Source organism: Pseudomonas sp. GW456-L13 (assembly GCF_017350115.1).
Taxonomy (GTDB): Bacteria; Pseudomonadota; Gammaproteobacteria; order Pseudomonadales; family Pseudomonadaceae; genus Aquipseudomonas; species Aquipseudomonas jessenii.
In genome coordinates this window covers 2,153,703-2,170,788 of the sequence record NZ_JACNAS010000001.1, presented here as the reverse complement: position 1 = coordinate 2,170,788, position 17,086 = coordinate 2,153,703, and the positions used below count along the sequence as shown (strand labels likewise).

17 protein-coding genes are annotated in these 17,086 nt (G+C 61.5%); 8 read left to right on the top strand and 9 right to left on the bottom strand.

What is annotated here, in order from left to right; genetic code table 11:
- The first annotated feature begins 2 nt into the window (after nt 1-2).
- Nucleotides 3-314, top strand: a complete 312-nt coding sequence (locus J4D25_RS09840) for a YqfO family protein (RefSeq protein ID WP_057716278.1) — start codon at nt 3-5, stop codon at nt 312-314.
- A 184-nt stretch (nt 315-498) separates the two neighbouring features.
- Here the strand turns inward: J4D25_RS09840 and nagE are convergent, their stop codons facing one another.
- The 7 genes from nagE to J4D25_RS09805 form a co-directional block, all read right to left on the bottom strand.
- The gene (gene nagE / locus J4D25_RS09835) at nt 499-2,214 is read right to left on the bottom strand and encodes an N-acetylglucosamine-specific PTS transporter subunit IIBC (RefSeq protein ID WP_057716277.1); all 1,716 of its coding nucleotides are present in this window, start codon (nt 2,212-2,214) and stop codon (nt 499-501) included.
- Nucleotides 2,215-2,243: 29 nt separating this feature from the next.
- Nucleotides 2,244-4,760 (bottom strand): phosphoenolpyruvate--protein phosphotransferase, encoded by a 2,517-nt coding sequence (gene ptsP, locus J4D25_RS09830; protein WP_057716276.1) that lies wholly within the window; start codon nt 4,758-4,760, stop codon nt 2,244-2,246.
- A gap of 156 nt (nt 4,761-4,916) precedes the next feature.
- The gene (locus tag J4D25_RS09825; protein WP_109790605.1) at nt 4,917-5,939 is read right to left on the bottom strand and encodes an SIS domain-containing protein; all 1,023 of its coding nucleotides are present in this window, start codon (nt 5,937-5,939) and stop codon (nt 4,917-4,919) included.
- Complete coding sequence (nagA, locus tag J4D25_RS09820) at nt 5,920-7,026, bottom strand: N-acetylglucosamine-6-phosphate deacetylase (protein WP_057716274.1); 1,107 nt, start codon at nt 7,024-7,026, stop codon at nt 5,920-5,922. The genes J4D25_RS09825 and nagA overlap by 20 nt, the downstream gene beginning before the upstream one ends.
- A gap of 39 nt (nt 7,027-7,065) precedes the next feature.
- A complete protein-coding gene (locus tag J4D25_RS09815) occupies nt 7,066-7,797 on the bottom strand; it encodes a GntR family transcriptional regulator (protein ID WP_057716273.1) in 732 nt (243 codons plus the stop codon).
- 296 nt (nt 7,798-8,093) lie between these two features.
- Nucleotides 8,094-8,597, bottom strand: coding sequence for a murein L,D-transpeptidase family protein (locus J4D25_RS09810; protein WP_007982819.1), 504 nt, complete (start codon nt 8,595-8,597; stop codon nt 8,094-8,096).
- Nucleotides 8,598-8,718: 121 nt separating this feature from the next.
- On the bottom strand, nt 8,719-9,270 hold the full coding sequence (locus tag J4D25_RS09805) for an NUDIX hydrolase (RefSeq protein WP_057716272.1): 552 nt from the start codon (nt 9,268-9,270) through the stop codon (nt 8,719-8,721).
- A gap of 147 nt (nt 9,271-9,417) precedes the next feature.
- On the opposite strand from J4D25_RS09805, the gene J4D25_RS09800 reads away from it, so the two are divergent.
- From J4D25_RS09800 to J4D25_RS09790, 3 genes are all read left to right on the top strand, one after another.
- Complete coding sequence (locus J4D25_RS09800; protein WP_057716271.1) at nt 9,418-10,017, top strand: CoA pyrophosphatase; 600 nt, start codon at nt 9,418-9,420, stop codon at nt 10,015-10,017.
- A 71-nt stretch (nt 10,018-10,088) separates the two neighbouring features.
- Entirely contained in the window at nt 10,089-10,613 is a 525-nt protein-coding gene (locus tag J4D25_RS09795) for a gamma carbonic anhydrase family protein (protein ID WP_057716270.1), read from the top strand.
- Nucleotides 10,610-10,825 (top strand): DUF1289 domain-containing protein, encoded by a 216-nt coding sequence (locus tag J4D25_RS09790; RefSeq protein WP_057716269.1) that lies wholly within the window; start codon nt 10,610-10,612, stop codon nt 10,823-10,825. Before J4D25_RS09795 ends, J4D25_RS09790 begins: the two co-directional genes overlap by 4 nt.
- 120 nt (nt 10,826-10,945) lie before the next feature.
- Here J4D25_RS09790 and J4D25_RS09785 read toward each other — a convergent pair whose 3' ends face one another.
- Both J4D25_RS09785 and J4D25_RS26970 read right to left on the bottom strand, forming a co-directional pair.
- The gene (locus J4D25_RS09785) at nt 10,946-11,782 is read right to left on the bottom strand and encodes an IS3 family transposase (RefSeq protein ID WP_057713039.1); all 837 of its coding nucleotides are present in this window, start codon (nt 11,780-11,782) and stop codon (nt 10,946-10,948) included.
- The gene (locus J4D25_RS26970) at nt 11,779-12,084 is read right to left on the bottom strand and encodes an IS3 family transposase (protein WP_008047186.1); all 306 of its coding nucleotides are present in this window, start codon (nt 12,082-12,084) and stop codon (nt 11,779-11,781) included. Before J4D25_RS26970 ends, J4D25_RS09785 begins: the two co-directional genes overlap by 4 nt.
- A 772-nt stretch (nt 12,085-12,856) precedes the next feature.
- Between J4D25_RS26970 and J4D25_RS09780 the strand changes: the two genes are divergently transcribed.
- The 4 genes from J4D25_RS09780 (at nt 12,857) to guaB (ending at nt 17,026) form a co-directional block, all read left to right on the top strand.
- Nucleotides 12,857-13,324: a VUT family protein gene (locus tag J4D25_RS09780; protein WP_057716267.1), complete on the top strand. Its 468-nt coding sequence runs from the start codon at nt 12,857-12,859 to the stop codon at nt 13,322-13,324.
- A 77-nt stretch (nt 13,325-13,401) separates the two neighbouring features.
- Nucleotides 13,402-14,583 carry a formate-dependent phosphoribosylglycinamide formyltransferase gene (gene purT, locus J4D25_RS09775; protein ID WP_057716266.1) on the top strand — a complete coding sequence of 394 codons (1,182 nt, stop codon included), beginning with the start codon at nt 13,402-13,404 and terminating at the stop codon, nt 14,581-14,583.
- Between the two features lie 195 nt (nt 14,584-14,778).
- Complete coding sequence (locus J4D25_RS09770; protein WP_057716265.1) at nt 14,779-15,327, top strand: hypothetical protein; 549 nt, start codon at nt 14,779-14,781, stop codon at nt 15,325-15,327.
- 229 nt (nt 15,328-15,556) lie between these two features.
- Nucleotides 15,557-17,026, top strand: coding sequence for an IMP dehydrogenase (gene guaB, locus J4D25_RS09765; protein WP_057716264.1), 1,470 nt, complete (start codon nt 15,557-15,559; stop codon nt 17,024-17,026).
- Nucleotides 17,027-17,086: the final 60 nt, after the last annotated feature.

Here is a 17,086-nt window from a genome sequence, read left to right as displayed (position 1 = left end):
CCGTGTACAAGCTCAGCTTTTTTGTTCCCGACAGTCATGTCGAGGTGGTCAAAAGCGCCGTATTCGCCGCCGGTGGTGGGCGAATCGGTGCTTATGACCACTGTGCATGGCAAGTGTTGGGCACTGGCCAGTTTCGTCCACTGGACGGCAGCCAGCCGTTCATTGGCGAGGCAGGGCAGGTCGAACAGGTCGAGGAATGGAAGGTTGAGCTGGTGGTGGCCGATGAGTTGATTCGCTCGGTAGTGGCAGCTCTGAAACAGAGCCATCCCTATGAGACACCGGCTTATGAAGTGTGGCGGCTGGAGGATTTCTGATTCTCCGGTGCTGAAATGAAAAACCCGCTGAAAGAGATTTCAGCGGTTTTTTTGTTGCCCAAACTATTGTGGTGTCAGTGAGGGCCTCATCGCGAGCAAGCTCGCTCCCACAGTGGTTCGGTGTATGCAGATCCAATGTGGGAGCGAGCTTGCTCGCGATGGCGGCCTATCAGGCACCGAGGATCTAAACCTTGGCACTGACCTCGCTGCGATTGACCAACACCTCCAGTGCATCACTCAAGGTCGGCGCCTTGTCGCCAATCAGCAGATGCCAGATACCGCCATCCAGCTGACTTACACCCTGGCAACCCAACGCTTTCAAATCGAACTCCGACAACGCCTTGCCATCGGCCAGTTGCAGGCGGATGCGGGTCATGGCCACGCAATCGAGTTGCAGCACATTGTCGCCGCCGCCCAGGGCATTGAGCCATTGCTGGGCCTCGGGTGTCGCCATGGCGGCAGGTGGCGGCGCGTCGATTTCTGCAGCCGGCGACGACACCATGGCGCGACCTAGCGCAGGCATCGCCAGGCGAATTTCATCGGCAATCGCGTCGGCCATTGGCCCCACCACCACTTGCAAACTCCCGCCCTTGCCCGGACGCACCACGGCCATGGCACCGAGTGCTTTCAAGTCGGTATCCGAGGCTTTGTTGCGATCCACCATGTCCAGGCGCAAGCGCGTGGTGCAGGCGCCGACGGTGATCAGGTTTTCGGCACCACCCAAGGCCTTGATGTATGCCCCGGCGCGTTCATTGTCGGCGACGGCAACCTGCTCGACGTCAGCGCTGGTTTCGCGGCCCGGTGTCTTCAGGTCGAAGCGGCGGATACAGAAGTCAAACACCACGTAATAGATCACGGCATACGCCAGGCCCACCGGGAACACCAGCCAGCCGTTGGTGGACTTGCCCCAGCCCAGGATCATGTCGATGAAGCCGCCGGAGAAGGTGAACCCCAGGTGGATGTTCAGCGCATTGGTGATGGCCATCGACAGGCCGGTCAGCAATGCATGCAGCACAAACAGCAACGGCGCGAGGAACATGAAGGCGAATTCAATCGGCTCGGTGACGCCGGTCAGGAACGCGGTCAACGCCATCGACAGGAAGATCCCGCCCATCACCTTGCGCCGTGCCGGCAGGGCGTTGCGGTACATCGCCAGGCAGGCGGCGGGCAGGCCGAAGATCATCATCGGGAACATGCCGGTCATGAACTGGCCACCCTTCGGATCGCCGGCGAAGTAGCGCGACAGGTCGCCAGTCACCAGCGCCCCGGTGGTGGGGTCGGTGAAGTTGCCGAACACGAACCACGCCATGTTGTTGAGGATGTGGTGCAGGCCGGTGACGATCAGCAGGCGGTTGAACAGGCCGAAGACGAACGCGCCGAAGCTGCCGCTTTCCATCATCAGTGTGCCGAAGCTGTTGATGCCGTGCTGGATCGGCGGCCAGATGTAGCCGAACACCACACCCAGCCCCACGGCGGCGAACCCGGTGACAATCGGCACGAACCGTCGGCCACCGAAGAACGCCAGGTATTCCGGCAGCTTGATGTCCTTGAAGCGGTTGTACAGCGCGCCGGCCATCAGTCCGCTGACGATCCCGGCGAGCATGCCCATGTTGATGCTCGGGTCGAGCGCCTTGAGGGTGGAGATCATCACCAGGTAACCGATCACCCCGGCCAGACCCGCCGTACCGTTGTTGTCCCTGGCGAAGCCGACCGCAATGCCGATGGCGAAGATCATCGCCAGGTTGGCGAAGATCACCTGGCCGGCGTCGTGGATGATCGCGATGTTCAGTAGGTCGGTATCGCCCAGGCGCAGCAGCAGGCCGGCAATCGGCAGGATCGCGATCGGCAGCATCAGCGCGCGGCCGAGGCGTTGCAGGCCTTCGATGAAAAGTTGGTACATGGCGGTTCTCCGTGGATTCTTGTTGTTCTTCAGCTCAGAGGCCAATGCTGGTGACAGGCGTGACGCACGGCACTGGCGCTGCTCAGCTTGAGCAGGCCCTGGCTGATGCGCCGGCATTCGCTGGCGTCGAGATGACGCACGCGGTCCTTGATTTCGCCGACCTGTACCGGGCTCACCGACAACTCACTGACCCCCAGGCCGATCAACACCGGCGTGGCCAATGGATCGGACGCCAGTGCGCCGCACACGCCCACCCAGCGGTTGTGCTGCGCCGCACCGGCGCAGGTCTGGGCGATCAGCCGCAGCAGTGCCGGGTGTAGCGCATCGACGCGAGCGGCGAGCCCGGCGTGGTCGCGGTCCATGGCCAGGGTGTATTGCGACAGGTCGTTGGTGCCGATGGACAGGAAGTCCGCGTGTTCGGCCAGTTGCTCGGCCAGCAGCGCGGCGGCCGGAACTTCGATCATCACACCCAGTTCCGGGCGTTGCGCCAGGCCGAGTTCACCGCACAAGGCGTCGAGGCGCTGGTGGATGTGCAGCAGCTCATCGACTTCCGTGACCATCGGCAGCAGGATCCGGCAGCGTGACAACGGGCGCAGGTGCAGCAGCGCGCGCAATTGCTGGTCGAGCAGTTCAGGGCGCGCCTGGGCCAGGCGAATGCCGCGCAGGCCGAGCACCGGATTGGCCTCGGCGGGCAGTGGCAGGTAGTCCAGTTGCTTGTCGCCGCCGACGTCGATGGTGCGGATGATCACTGACTTATCGCCCATGGCATCAAGCACCGCTTGATAGGCGTGGTGTTGTTCCTGTTCGTCCGGCGCGGTGTGGCGGTCGACGAAGAGAAACTCGGTGCGCAGCAAGCCGACGCCGTCGGCGCCATTGGCCAACGCGTCTGCCGCTTCCGTGCTGGATGCCACATTGGCGGCGACTTCGATGCGCAGGCCATCGGTGGTCAGTGCGGGGGTGTGCGCCTGGGCCTGTTGTTCGGCCCGGCGTTGTTGCTGTTGCTGTTGCAGCTGGCGCACGTCGGCCAGGCGCTCGGCACTGGGTGTCAGTTCGAGGCGGCCGCCGTCGGCGTCCAGCACCACCGGTTGCCCCTGTTGCTGGTCGAGCAGCGTCGAACCCAGCGCCACCATGCACGGCAGGCCTTTGCCCCGGGCCAGAATCGCCACGTGGGAGGTCGCGCCACCTTCGGCCATGCACAGTCCGGCGACGCCTTGCTGGCTCAGTTGCAGTAAATCGGAGGGCGTCAGTTCATGCGCCGCGACGATGGCGCCGGCCGGCACGTCGTAATGCCAGGTGTCGCCGAGCAATGCGCGCAGCACCCGTTGCTTGAGGTCGCGCAGGTCGTTGGCGCGTTCGGCCAGCAGCGTGCTGCCGGTTTGCTGGAGGACTTCGCACTGCACGTCGATGGCCTGGCTCCAGGCGTGGGTCGCGGCCGTGCCCTGGGCGACGGTTTGTATGGCGGCGTCCAGCAGGGCCGGGTCTTCCAGCAGCGCCAGGTGTGCGGCGAAGATCGCCTCTTCAGCGGTGTCCTTGTGTTTTTTCGCCAGGACCAGCGTGCGTTCGATTTCGCTGCGCACCTGGCTCAGTGCCGCGTCCAGTACTTGCTGCTGTTGCTGGGGATCATGATGGCCGGCATCCACCGGCAGGCTGATCGCATTCAGGTGGAACAGCGGCCCGCCGACCAGGCCGGGCGCCGCACAGACGCCGTGCAATACACCGGCTTCGGCGGGGCGATTGCGTTGGGCAATCGTGGTCGGCGCGGCGGCATGGCTGTCTTCGGCCAGGGCTGTGGATAACGCGGTCAGCAAGGCTTGCAGCGCGGCTTCGGCGTCCGGGCCCTGGCAACTGACCTGGACTTCTGCCTGTTCGCCGATGGCCAGCCCCATCAGGCCGATCAGGCTGTCGCAGGTGGCCGACTTGCCGGCGAAATGCAGCTGCGATTTGCTTTTGAATCCTTGCGCGGTCTGACGGATCAACGCGGCCGGCCGTGCGTGCAGACCGCCACGATGGGCGATGCGGATGTGGCCGACCACTTCTTCGCCAGCAAGCTCCACGTCCGCCTGCGCGCCCACGCCCTGGCGGCGAATGATGTGTAGCAGCGGCTCGCCGACCTTTACCGACTTGAGGGTGATGGGCCGTGCCTGAAAGTCCTGGCTGTTGGTGAGGATCAGCAGGCTGACCAGGCTTTTGCACTGTTGCGCGACCTTGTCCAGGTCGTAGCGCAGCAGCGGCTGGCCATTGGAGACGCGCGCGCCTTCCTTGACCAGCATCGAAAAGCCCTGGCCTTGCAGTTCGACGGTATCAAGGCCCAGGTGCAGCAGCAGCTCCGCACCGTTGTCGGCACGCAGGGTCACCGCATGGCCGGTGCGGGCGACATGCACCACCACGCCCGCGCACGGCGCATGAAGGGTATCGTTCAACGGGTCGATGGCGATCCCGTCGCCCATGGCGCCGCTGGCAAACACCGCATCCGGGACTTTGGCGAGCGTGAGCACCGGGCCGCTGAGCGGGGCGCTTAAAGTCAGCTCTTTATTGTTGTTATGCATGGCTCGGTCTCATCAGGAAAACTTCGGTTCGGATCAACGCGCCCCCCTCTGTAGGAGCGAGCTCGCTCGCGATGGACTAAAGAACGCCGCGTTTATCCAGCAAACGCGCGTTTTCGTTGACGACCATCGCGAGCAAGCTCGCTCCTACAAGGGTGGTTAGTGTGTACGCGTCACTTTGCTCAGGTGCCGTGGCTGGTCCGGGTCCATGCCTCGGGCCACGGCCAGGCCGGCGGCCATCACGTAGAAACTCTGGATCGCGAGAATCGGGTCGAGGGCCGGGTGTTCGGCGCGGGTCAGCGTCAGGTCGCGTTCAAGCACGTCATCCGGCGCGGCCAGCAGGACAAGGGCGCCGCGTTGGCGCATGTCGGCGGCCAGGCTCAGCAAACCGGCCTGTTCGGCGCCCCGTGGGGCAAACACCAGCAGCGGGTAGTTGTCGCCAATCAAGGCCATCGGACCGTGACGGACTTCGGCGCTGCTGAAGGCTTCGGCCTGGATCGCCGAGGTCTCCTTGAACTTGAGCGCCGCTTCCTGGGCGATGGCGAAACCGGCGCCACGGCCGATCACCATCAGCCGCTGACAATCGCGCAAGGCGTCGATGGCCTGGCTCCAGTCCTGTTGCGCGGCGTCACGCAGGCCTTCGGGCAAGGCGCGGCAGGCGTCGAGCAGTTCGGTGTCTTCTTTCCAGTGGCCAATCAGCCGGGCGCTGGCGCTGAGGGTAGCGATAAAGCTCTTGGTCGCCGCGACGCTGCTTTCGGTGCCGGCACACAGCGGCAGGCTGAATTCGCAGGCGGCTTCCAGGGGCGAGTCTTCGGCATTGACCAGCGAAATGCTCAAGGCGCCGCGCTTGCGCAACAGGCGCAGGCTGTTGACCAGGTCCGGGCTTTGCCCCGATTGCGAAAAGGCGAATGCCACCTGGCCGCTGACCTTCAACGGTGCCTGTTGCATGGTCACCACCGACATCGGCAGCGACGCCACCGGGATGCCCAGCAGTTGCATGGTCAGGTAGGCGAAGTAACTGGCGGCATGGTCGGAGCTGCCACGCGCCACGGTCATGGCCACTTGCGGCGGCTGACGACGCAGGCGCCCGGCGATCTCGATCATCTGCGGGTCGAGTTGCTGTAATTGGGCTTGCACGGCCTCGAACGAGGACAGCGCCTCTTCAAGCATTTTTGAAGTCAATGTCTTCTCCTTCGACCATGACGGCGGTCAGTTTCAGTGAGCGATCCAGCCGCACGCAGTCGGCCCAGGCCCCCGGTTGCAGGCGCCCGCGTTCGGTGATGCCGAGGTAGTCGGCGGGGAATTGCGACAGGCGCTGCGAGGCTTCGGCGATGGGCAGGCCGATTTTCACCAGGTTGCGCAGAGCCTGATCCATGGTCAGGGTGCTGCCGGCCAGCGTGCCGTCGGGCAGGCGCACGCCACCGAGGCATTTGGTCACGGTGTGGCTGCCGAGTTTGTACTCGCCATCGGGCATGCCGGCGGCGGCGGTCGAGTCGGTGACGCAATACAGGCAAGGAATCGAACGCAGGGCCACGCGGATGGCGCCGGGGTGCACGTGCAGCAAATCCGGGATCAGTTCGGCGTATTTGGCGTGAGCCAGGGCAGCGCCGACGATCCCGGGTTCGCGGTGATGCAGTGGGCTCATGGCGTTGTAGAGGTGGGTGAAACTGCTGGCGCCGGCCTCCAGCGCGGCCACGCCTTCCTCATAACTGCCCAGGGTGTGGCCGATCTGCATGCGAATGCCGCGGCTGCTGAGGTCGCGGATCAAGGTATCGTGACCGGCGATTTCCGGGGCAATGGTGATCACCCGGATCGGTGCGAGCGCCAGGTACGCTTCGACTTCGGCCATCAGCGCGGTGTGGGCGAAGTTGGGTTGCGCGCCGAGTTTGCCCGGGTTGATGTAGGGGCCTTCGAGGTGTACGCCAAGCACCCGGGCGCAGCCTTGGGGCCGCAGCTCACAGAATTCGCCGACGGCCTGGAGCACGCTGGATATCTCTTCGCTCGGTGCCGTCATGGTGGTGGCCAGCAACGACGTAGTGCCGAATCGCACGTGGGTTCGGGTAATGGTTTCGAAGGCCGGCGCACCTTCCATGATGTCTTTGCCGCCGCCGCCGTGAACGTGCAGGTCGATGAAGCCCGGCAGCAGGTACGGCAGATCGTTGTCCGCCGGATCGCAGGGCTGGCCTTCGATCGACACGACTTTGCCGTGCTCATGGACCAGTCGGCCGCGAACCCAGCCGTGGGCGGTGAGGATATTGTCTTCGGACATGATCGGTTCTCTGGGTGGGCGGTTTCGCGGTGCAGCGTTCTAGCGGCGAAGCTCTGCGACAAAGTCGTAGTAGTCGTTACGGCAATAGGTGTCGGTGACTTCGATGGGCGTGTTGTCTTCCAGGTAGCCGACCCGGGTCATCAGCAACATGGCGGTGCCGGGGGCGATGCCCACCAGGGCTGCGAATTCGTCCGAGGCGTTGATCGCCTGGATGTGCTGCAGGGCGCGGACAACCGGTTTGCCGATGCCGTCGAGGTATTCGTAGAGGGAATCGCCCACCGCCTGCGGCTTGGGAATGATCGAGGCGGGCAGGGTGCTCATCTCGATGGCCATCACCGTGTCGTCGGCCTTGCGCAGGCGTTTGAGGCGCGCGACTTTGTCGTTGGGCGACAGGCCGAGGCGGATCAGTTCTTCGTGGGTCGGCAGGGTGATTTCCCGCTCCAGCCATTGCGATCCGGGCACGAAACCCTTGAGGCGGAGCATTTCACTGAAACCGGAAAGGCGCGACAACGGTTGTTCGAGGCGCGGCGTGATGAAGGTGCCGGAGCCCTGGTTGCGGCGGATCAGGCCTTGTTCGAACAACACTTCCAGAGCCTTGCGTGCAGTGACGCGGGAGATGCCCAGCGCCTCGCTCAGATTGCGCTCCGACGGCATGGCCTGTTCGGCTTTCCACTGGCCGGCATGGATCGCCGCTTCCAGATTGCGTGCCAGTTGCAGGTACAACGGCGTGGGTTGGGTGTCGTCGGGGCGCAGGGCTGAAAGGTCGTTCATTTAATTATTGTCCGACGCGTCTGTAGGAAAGTTACTTGTTCGCTGTAGGACAAAAAACTAATACCACTTGAATACCATGTCAATGCACCTCTCAGGCTGCAGGTGCGGTAAACAGGCCTTATGGGGCGCAGTGGAAAGAGGCTGGATTGAAGTGGTATTAGCGGCGGGAGGATTTAAAGCAAAGATCGCAGCCTTCGGCAGCTTCTACAGGGGGAAATGGTATTCACCCTGCAGGAGCTGCCGAAGGCTGGAATTTTTTTGATTTTTTTTGCGGGGGCGACCAAAGGTCGTGGGATTTACGGGCGAATCTCGATCATCGTGCCATCCGGCACCAGGTTCCAGACTTCGCGCATGTCCATGTTGCGCATGGCGATGCAGCCGTCGGTCCAGTCCAGGGTGTGGAACAGGTCTTCCGGGGTGTCCTCGCTGTCCGGGGTGCCGTGGATCATGATCATGCCGCCGGGCTCGACGCCTTCACGACGGGCGCGGGCGGAGTCGCTGATGTTCGGGTAGGAAATGTGCATCGCCAGGTTGAAACGGTCGCTGATCTTGCGCCAGTCGACCCAGTAGAAGCCTTCCGGGGTGCGCTTGTCGCCTTCCATCAGCTTCGGCCCCTTGGGACGCTTGCCCAGGGAAATGCGATAGGTTTTGAGCGGCTTGCCGTCATTGATCAATTGCAATTGATGGGAAGACTTGAGAATCAGGATTTTCTCGATGACCTTGCCGTCCAGGGTTTCCACGGCAGAAGCCTGGGACACCGTGACAAACGACAAACAGAACAGGGCAAGCAACCAGCGCATTGAAACGATTCCCCAGGAGGTGTCGCGACTATTTATGTATAGAAGTTTTTGCAGGAGCTGCCGCTGGCTCGGGCCGCATTCGGACAATCTTTCGGCGCCTCCCGGTGATGCCGAGATGACATCAGATAATGGCAGGCTGAGCAAGCGGTGGGATCGATTCAGACCGAACGGGATAGATTTCGGTCCGCCGGTCAGCGAAGAAGCATTCTAAGGTACGGCCCACCGTGCGGAAAGCCAGCTCATCCCATGGAATGTCCGCTTCGTCGAATAGTTGCACTTCCAGGCTCTCGGGGCCGGCGCAAAAGTCCAGGTCCACCAGTTCGGCACGGAAGAACACATGCACCTGGCTGATGTGCGGCACGTCGATCAGGGTATAGATGTTCAGGTTGCGCACCCGGGCGCAGGCTTCCTCGGCCGTCTCGCGAATGGCAGCCTGTTCGATGGTCTCGCCGTTCTCCATGAAACCGGCGGGCAGGGTCCAGTAACCGCGTCGCGGCTCGATGGCCCGCCGGCACAGCAATACCTGGGTGCCCCAGGTCGCCACGCAGCCGGCGACGATGTTGGGGTTCTGGTAGTGAATGGCGTGACAACTGTCGCAGACAAAGCGCAGGCGCGAATCGCCTTCGGGAATGCGCTGGGTCACCGGGTTACCGCACTGGCTGCAAAATTTCATGCTGGGGTTCCTGAATGCTGCGCCTATCTTGGCGTGCGGCAGTGCCGGTCGGCAAGTTGTCGTTTCGCGACATGGGGCGGTTGCGGGGGTTGGGCGACCGCAGCGATTGGTGCATGATGCCGGGTAAGGCACAAATCGAGAACACTCATGCTGGACGAGCTACTGCATCGGGTTAGTAACCACACTCCACGCACACTGGAGACCGATCGTCGTTTTCCCGAGGCCGCGGTGCTGGTGCCCATCACCCGCAGTGACGAGCCCGAGCTGGTGTTGACCCTGCGTGCCAGCGGCCTGTCGACCCATGGCGGCGAAGTTGCCTTCCCCGGCGGGCGCCGTGATCCCGAAGACCCCGACCTGATTTTCACCGCCCTGCGTGAAGCCGAAGAAGAGATCGGCTTGCCGCCGGGGCTGGTCGAGGTGATCGGACCGCTCAGCCCGCTGATCAGCCTGCATGGCATCAAGGTCACGCCCTATGTCGGGGTGATCCCGGATTTTGTCGAATACCGGGCCAACGACGCCGAGATCGCCGCGGTGTTCAGCGTGCCTCTGGAGTTCTTCCGTAAAGACCCTCGCGAACATACCCACCGCATCGACTATCAGGGCCGCAGCTGGTACGTGCCGAGCTATCGCTATGGCGAATACAAGATCTGGGGGCTGACGGCGATCATGATCGTCGAGTTGATCAACCTGCTGTATGACGCCAAAATCAGCCTGCATCAGCCTCCCAAAAGCTTTATCAGTATCTGAAGCCATCGTTCGAATGGCCTGAATACTGGTTTTGCTGAAAAAAGCCTGCCTGAGCCTTGAGGAATACAACAATGAAATACCGCCTGGGCGACGCCCGCGTCGAAACCCATCCACAGAGCTGGGTCGCACCCAATGCCGTGCTGGTGGGCAAGGTCAAGCTGGAAGAGGGCGCCAACGTCTGGTTCAACGCCGTATTGCGCGGCGACAATGAATTGATCCTGATCGGCAAGAACAGCAACGTCCAGGACGGCACCGTGATGCACACCGACATGGGCTACCCACTGACCATCGGTACCGGCGTGACCATCGGCCACAACGCCATGCTCCACGGCTGCACCGTCGGCGACTACAGCCTGATCGGCATCAACGCGGTGATTCTCAACGGTGCGAAGATCGGCAAGAACTGCATCATCGGCGCCAACTCGCTGATCGGCGAAGGCAAGGAGATTCCGGACGGATCGCTGGTCATGGGGTCGCCCGGCAAAGTGGTGCGTGAATTGACCGAGCCGCAAATCAGGATGCTGGAAGCCAGCGCTGCTCACTACGTGCACAACTCGCAGCGCTATGCCCGCGACCTGGCCGAGCAGGAAGAATGACTGCCAGCGAACGCCCGGTTACATCGCCCTGCGTGAATATTTGTGCGCTGGACGACGATGACATCTGCACCGGTTGCCAACGCACGGTGGAGGAGATTACCCGCTGGAGCCGCATGACCAACGACGAGCGCCGCACGGTGTTGGGGTTGTGTCATGAGCGGGCCAAGGCCAGTGGGTTGATCTGGATGTTACCTTCCAAATCCGATAACTGAATTGCCCCCAGAAAGTGCTTCGCACTTTATCGCGAGCAAGCTCGCTCCCACATGGGAATGCGTTTGACTGTAGGAGCGAGCCTGAACTGGTCAAGTAATCCCGGACACCGGTTACGGTGTTTATGCCGCTTTTTGCTCCATGGCTATTGGCGACAGATAGTTGTTGTAGCTGTGGAGCCTGGTGCGGTTGTAGTACATGAAGAAGCGCACCATATCGGTTTTGGCTTCCTCGATCTTGCTGTAGCCACTACGAGGCACCCATTCTGATTTCAGCGTGCCGAAAAATCGCTCTGTTGGAGCGTTGTCCCAGCACTGCCCGCGATGGCTCATGCTTTGCAATATGTCACGACGCTTCAGTTCTTCCTGAAACTTGCGGCTGGTGTACTGACAGCCCTGATCCGAGTGAAACATCAGTCCCGCAGGGCACGTTCGAACCTCTGTCGCCATGCGTAGCGCCTTGCTGACCAAGTTGGCGTCATTGACCAGCGAAAATGCCCAACCGATGACCCGGCGAGCAAACAAATCGATGACGATGGCCAGATGAACCCAGCGCTCGCCCACCATCAAGCTGGTCACGTCGCCACACCAGACCTGATCGACTGCAGCCGGTTTGAAGTTGCGCTTGAGCCGATTGGGCGCGACAAACGCTTCCACTCCCTTGGATCTGAATGGGTGCGGCTGGCGTTGTTTACTGACAATGTTGGCCTCCCTCATCAGCGCTCGGACAAGGCCTCTTCCGATCGCGATGTTTTGGGACTTCAGGTTCTTGCTGATCATTCTGGAGCCCATGGCTTCGCGGCTTTCGCTGTGCAGTTCAACCACTTTGAGCTTGAGCTCTTCGCGCCTGATCCGCGGTTTGGCTCGCCGCTGAAGCCACTCGTAAAAGCTGCTGCGCTTCACATCGAAAACACGACACACGACAGCTGTCGGGAACGACTCTCTTAGTTCCGCAATCATCGAAAACGATCGGGATCCGACATCAAGAGAGCGGTAGCCTTTTTTAAGATCTCGGCTTCCATTTCCATGCGCTTGATCTTGGCCTTTAGTTCCTGGATCTGGCGCTGATCTTCGGTAATCGCCTTGGTGCCTTTGACTGGCTGCCCCTCGCGCTCCTTGCGAACCTGATCGACCCAACGCCGTAAAGCGGTGGGCCCGATATCCAGCGATGCACAAACGTCTGGAACCGGGCAGTTATCATCAAGCACCATGCTGGCAGCATGCAGCTTGAACTCGCGTGTATAGACCTTTCTTTCGTTCATGGAACCTCCAAGTTGGCGAAATCATATCGCCCTTAAGAGGTGTCCGGAATTATTAGGCCAGTTCAGCCTGCTCGCGATGGACTCAAGAACACCGCGGGGAGCCAGACGTCCCGCGTTATCGTTAACGACCATCGCGAGCAAGCTCGCTCCCACATGGGAATGCGTTCGACTGTAGGAGCGAGCTTGCTCGCGATGGACTCAAGAACACCACGGGGAGCCAGACGTCCCGCGTTATCGTTAACGACCATCGCGAGCGGGCTCGCTCCCACATGGGAATGCGTTTGACTGTAGGAGCGAGCTTGCTCGCGATGGACTCAAGAGCACCGCGGGGAGCCAGACGTCCCGCGTTATCGTTAACGACCATCGCGAGCAAGCTCGCTCCCACATGGGAATGCGTTCGACTGTAGGAGCGAGCTTGCTCGCGATGGACTCAAGAACACCACGGGGAGCCAGACGTCCCGCGTTATCGTTAACGACCATCGCGAGCAAGCTCGCTCCCACATGGGAATGCGTTTGACTGTAGGAGCGAGCTTGCTCGCGATGGACTCAAGAACACCGCGGGGAACCAGACCTCCCGCGTTATCGTTAACGACCATCGCGAGCAAGCTCGCTCCCACATGGGAATGCGTTCGACTGTGGGAGCGAGCTTGCTCGCGATGGACTCAAGAGCACCGCCGGGAACCAGACGTCCCGCGTTATCGTTAACGACCATCGCGAGCGGGCTCGCTCCTACAGTATCCTGTGCGGCAAAATTACAGGTACTTCCACGCCCATGCTCTTCCTGATCGCCTACATCAGCAGCGTCGTGCTGATCAATTACGCCTTTTCCACCGCCCCGCACCTGGACATCATCTGGTCGGCCTGGGGTGGGCTGGTGTTTGTGTTGCGCGATATGGTGCAAGCCCGATTCGGGCATGGCGCCCTCGCAGCGATGCTGGTGGCGCTGGTGTTGTCCTATGTCACCTCCGATCCGTCCATCGCCCTGGCCAGCGCCACGGCGTTCGCCGTTTCCGAGTGCATCGACTGGCTGGTGTTCAGCATCACCCGGCGCCCGCTGCATGATCGCCTGTGGATAAGTTCGGCCCTGAGCATTCCCCTCGATACCTTTATCTTTTTCGGCATGATCGACGCTCTGACGCCGGGCGTGATCCTCACCGCCCTGGGCTCGAAATTCGCCGGGGTCACCGCCGTATGGCTGATCATGGCCTGGCGCCTGCGCAAACAGGCTGTCGTCAGCTGAAGTTCATGTAAAATGCCGCGCTTTCTCCCCATGGGAAGCGTGCTTCCCTCGATGATCCGCTCCTTGAGGACCTTCAGATGACCCGTATCGGAACTCCATTGTCGCCGACCGCGACCCGCGTATTGATGTGTGGCTGTGGCGAGTTGGGCAAGGAAGTGGTGATCGAGCTGCAACGCCTGGGCGTTGAAGTGATTGCCGTGGACCGCTACGCGAATGCGCCGGCCATGCAGGTGGCGCACCGCAGCCACGTGATCAACATGCTCGATGGTGCTGCCCTGCGTTCCGTGATCGAAGCCGAAAAGCCGCACTTCATCGTGCCGGAAATCGAAGCCATCGCCACCGCGACCCTGGTGGAACTGGAGGCCGAAGGCTTCACCGTTATCCCGACCGCCCGTGCTGCGCAGCTGACCATGAACCGTGAAGGCATCCGTCGCCTGGCCGCTGAAGAGCTGGACCTGCCAACCTCGCCGTACCACTTCGCCGACACCTTCGAGGATTACAGCAAAGCTGTTGAAGACCTCGGGTTCCCGTGCGTGGTCAAGCCGGTCATGAGTTCTTCGGGCAAGGGCCAGAGTCTGCTGCGTAGCGTCGATGACGTGCAGAAGGCCTGGGACTACGCCCAGGAAGGTGGCCGTGCCGGTAAAGGTCGGGTGATCATCGAGGGCTTCATCGATTTCGACTACGAAATCACCCTGCTGACCGTGCGCCACGTCGGCGGCACCACCTTCTGCGCGCCGGTCGGTCACCGTCAGGAGAAGGGCGACTACCAGGAATCCTGGCAGCCGCAAGCCATGAGCCCGGTTGCTCTGGCTGAGTCCGAGCGTGTCGCCAAAGCCGTGACCGAAGCCTTGGGTGGCCGTGGTCTGTTCGGCGTCGAGCTGTTCATCAAGGGTGATCAGGTGTGGTTCAGCGAAGTCTCGCCGCGCCCGCATGACACCGGCCTGGTCACGCTGATTTCCCAGGACCTGTCGCAGTTCGCCTTGCACGCGCGGGCCATTCTCGGTCTGCCGATCCCGTTGATCCGTCAGTTCGGGCCTTCGGCCTCGGCGGTGATCCTGGTGGAAGGGCAGTCGACCCAGACCGCTTTCGCCAACCTGGGCGCTGCGTTGAGCGAGCCGGATACCGCGCTGCGCCTGTTCGGTAAGCCTGAAGTCAACGGCCAGCGCCGCATGGGCGTGGCCCTGGCGCGCGACGAATCGATCGAAGCCGCCCGCGCCAAGGCGACCCGTGCTTCGCAGGCGGTTGTTGTCGAGCTGTAAAAACAGCTGCGGCGGGCCTATACCTTCTAAAGGCTCGCCTACTGATCCTTGTAGGAGCGAGCTTGCTCGCGATGGACTAGAGGGCGACGCGTTCAATCAGAAAGTACGCGTTATCGTTAACGACCATCGCGAGCAAGCTCGCTCCCACAGGTAATTCGCGTCCGATCTTTTATCAGCGCTCCAGGCCTGTACCCCATGAATTCCCAAAGCATCATCGTCCCGAAAATCTCCACCCTGCCGGTACACGAACCCCGGGCCCGGGCCGTTGTGCGCTGGCTGGTGCGCAAGAACATCATCCAGGAAGAGCTGACCACGTGCGGCCGCACCGGCAATCGCATGGGCCATGCGATCGCCGAAGGTGCCCGTGAGGTGGTCCTGCACCCGGACGCGCTGCCGTTCGGCGAGTCGATCAATGGCCTGGAGATCATCACCAAGCGCTGCATCTATACGCCGGCCAAGGGTTTTCTTGGCGAAGCGGGCTGCGCCGAGTGCCGCAAGGAAGTGGGTGAAGCCCTGTTCGAAAGCCTGGAAGACTGGATGCCGGGGCGTACCGACAACTTCACCTGCCCCGAATGCGGGCATGAAGACGACATCAACGGCTTCCTGTTCCTGCAGGAGTGCGGCTTCTCCAACCTCGGTTTCATCTTCAATAACTGGGCCGAAGCCGGGTTCAAACAGAGCTTTATCGATGAATTCGCCGATTGGCTGGATCAGCCGGTCAGTTGGGTGAAAGTCGAGTTGTAGGAGCGAGCTTGCTCGCGATGAACTTGAAGGCGACGTTGGTTTCCAGAAAGCACGCGTCATCGCTCACGACCATCGCGAGCAAGCTCGCTCCCACAAAAAAGCAGCAATCCGTAACGCCATAATCCCCGTATGTCAGTAATGCCAATAATAGACAGAGTTTTACATTGAACCCGAAGGGGTGTCTGACTATAATGGCGCGCTTCCATTTTCCCGCTCGGGAGCCCCCGCGATGCTGCGTATCAGCCAAGAAGCTCTGACATTCGACGACATTCTCCTAGTGCCCGGTTATTCCGAGGTGCTTCCTAACGAAGTCAGTCTCAAGACCCGCCTTACCCGTGGCATCGAGCTGAATATTCCACTGGTTTCCGCTGCCATGGACACCGTCACTGAAGCCCGTCTGGCAATCGCCATGGCTCAGGAAGGTGGTATCGGTATCATCCACAAGAACATGACCATCGAGCAGCAAGCTGCCGAAGTCCGCAAGGTCAAGCGTTACGAAGCTGGTGTGGTCAAAGACCCGATCACCATCGTCGCCGACGCCACCGTGCGCGAGTTGTTCGAATTGACCCGCATGCACAACATCTCCGGCGTTCCGGTGCTGCACAATGGCGACCTGGTCGGCATTGTCACCTCCCGTGACGTGCGTTTCGAGAACCGTCTGGAAGCCACTGTCCGTGAAGTGATGACGCCTAAAGAGCGTCTGGTCACGGTCAAGGAAGGCGCCGACAAGAACGATGTGCGTGAACTGCTGCACAAGCACCGCATCGAACGCGTGCTGATCGTCGACGACAAATTCGCCCTCAAGGGCATGATGACCGTCAATGACATCGAAAAAGCCAAGGCTTACCCGCTGGCCAGCAAGGACGATCAAGGTCGTCTGCGCGTGGGTGCTGCAGTCGGTACCGGTAAAGACACCGGTGATCGCGTTGCCGCACTGGTCGCCGCCGGCGTTGACGTGGTGGTGGTCGACACCGCTCACGGTCACTCCAAGGGCGTGATCGACCGCGTTCGCTGGGTCAAGCAGAACTTCCCTGAAGTGCAGGTCATCGGCGGCAACATCGCCACCGGCGCCGCCGCCAAGGCCCTGGCCGAAGCTGGCGCCGACGCAGTCAAGGTCGGTATCGGCCCTGGCTCGATCTGCACCACCCGTATCGTCGCCGGTGTCGGCGTGCCGCAAATCAGCGCCATCGCCAACGTTGCCGCTGCCCTCGAAGGCACTGGCGTACCGTTGATCGCCGACGGAGGCATCCGTTTCTCCGGTGACCTGTCCAAGGCCATCGTGGCCGGTGCTTCCTGCGTGATGATGGGCTCGATGTTCGCCGGTACCGAAGAAGCGCCGGGCGAGATCGAACTGTTCCAGGGCCGTTCGTACAAGGCTTATCGCGGCATGGGTTCGCTGGGTGCCATGTCCCAGGCTCAAGGTTCCTCCGACCGTTACTTCCAGGACTCCTCGGCAGGCGCCGAGAAGTTGGTTCCGGAAGGCATCGAAGGGCGTGTTCCGTACAAGGGCACTCTGAGCGCGATCATCCACCAGTTGATGGGCGGCCTGCGCTCCTCGATGGGTTACACCGGCAGTGCCGACATCGATGAGATGCGCACCAAGCCTGAGTTCGTGCGGATCACCGGCGCCGGCATGGCCGAATCCCACGTTCACGACGTGCAGATCACCAAGGAAGCGCCAAACTACCGCGTAGGTTGAGCCTTCAAGCAACAAGCTAAGCAACCGGGGCTGTTTTATTCAGCCCCGAGTTGTTTCTGA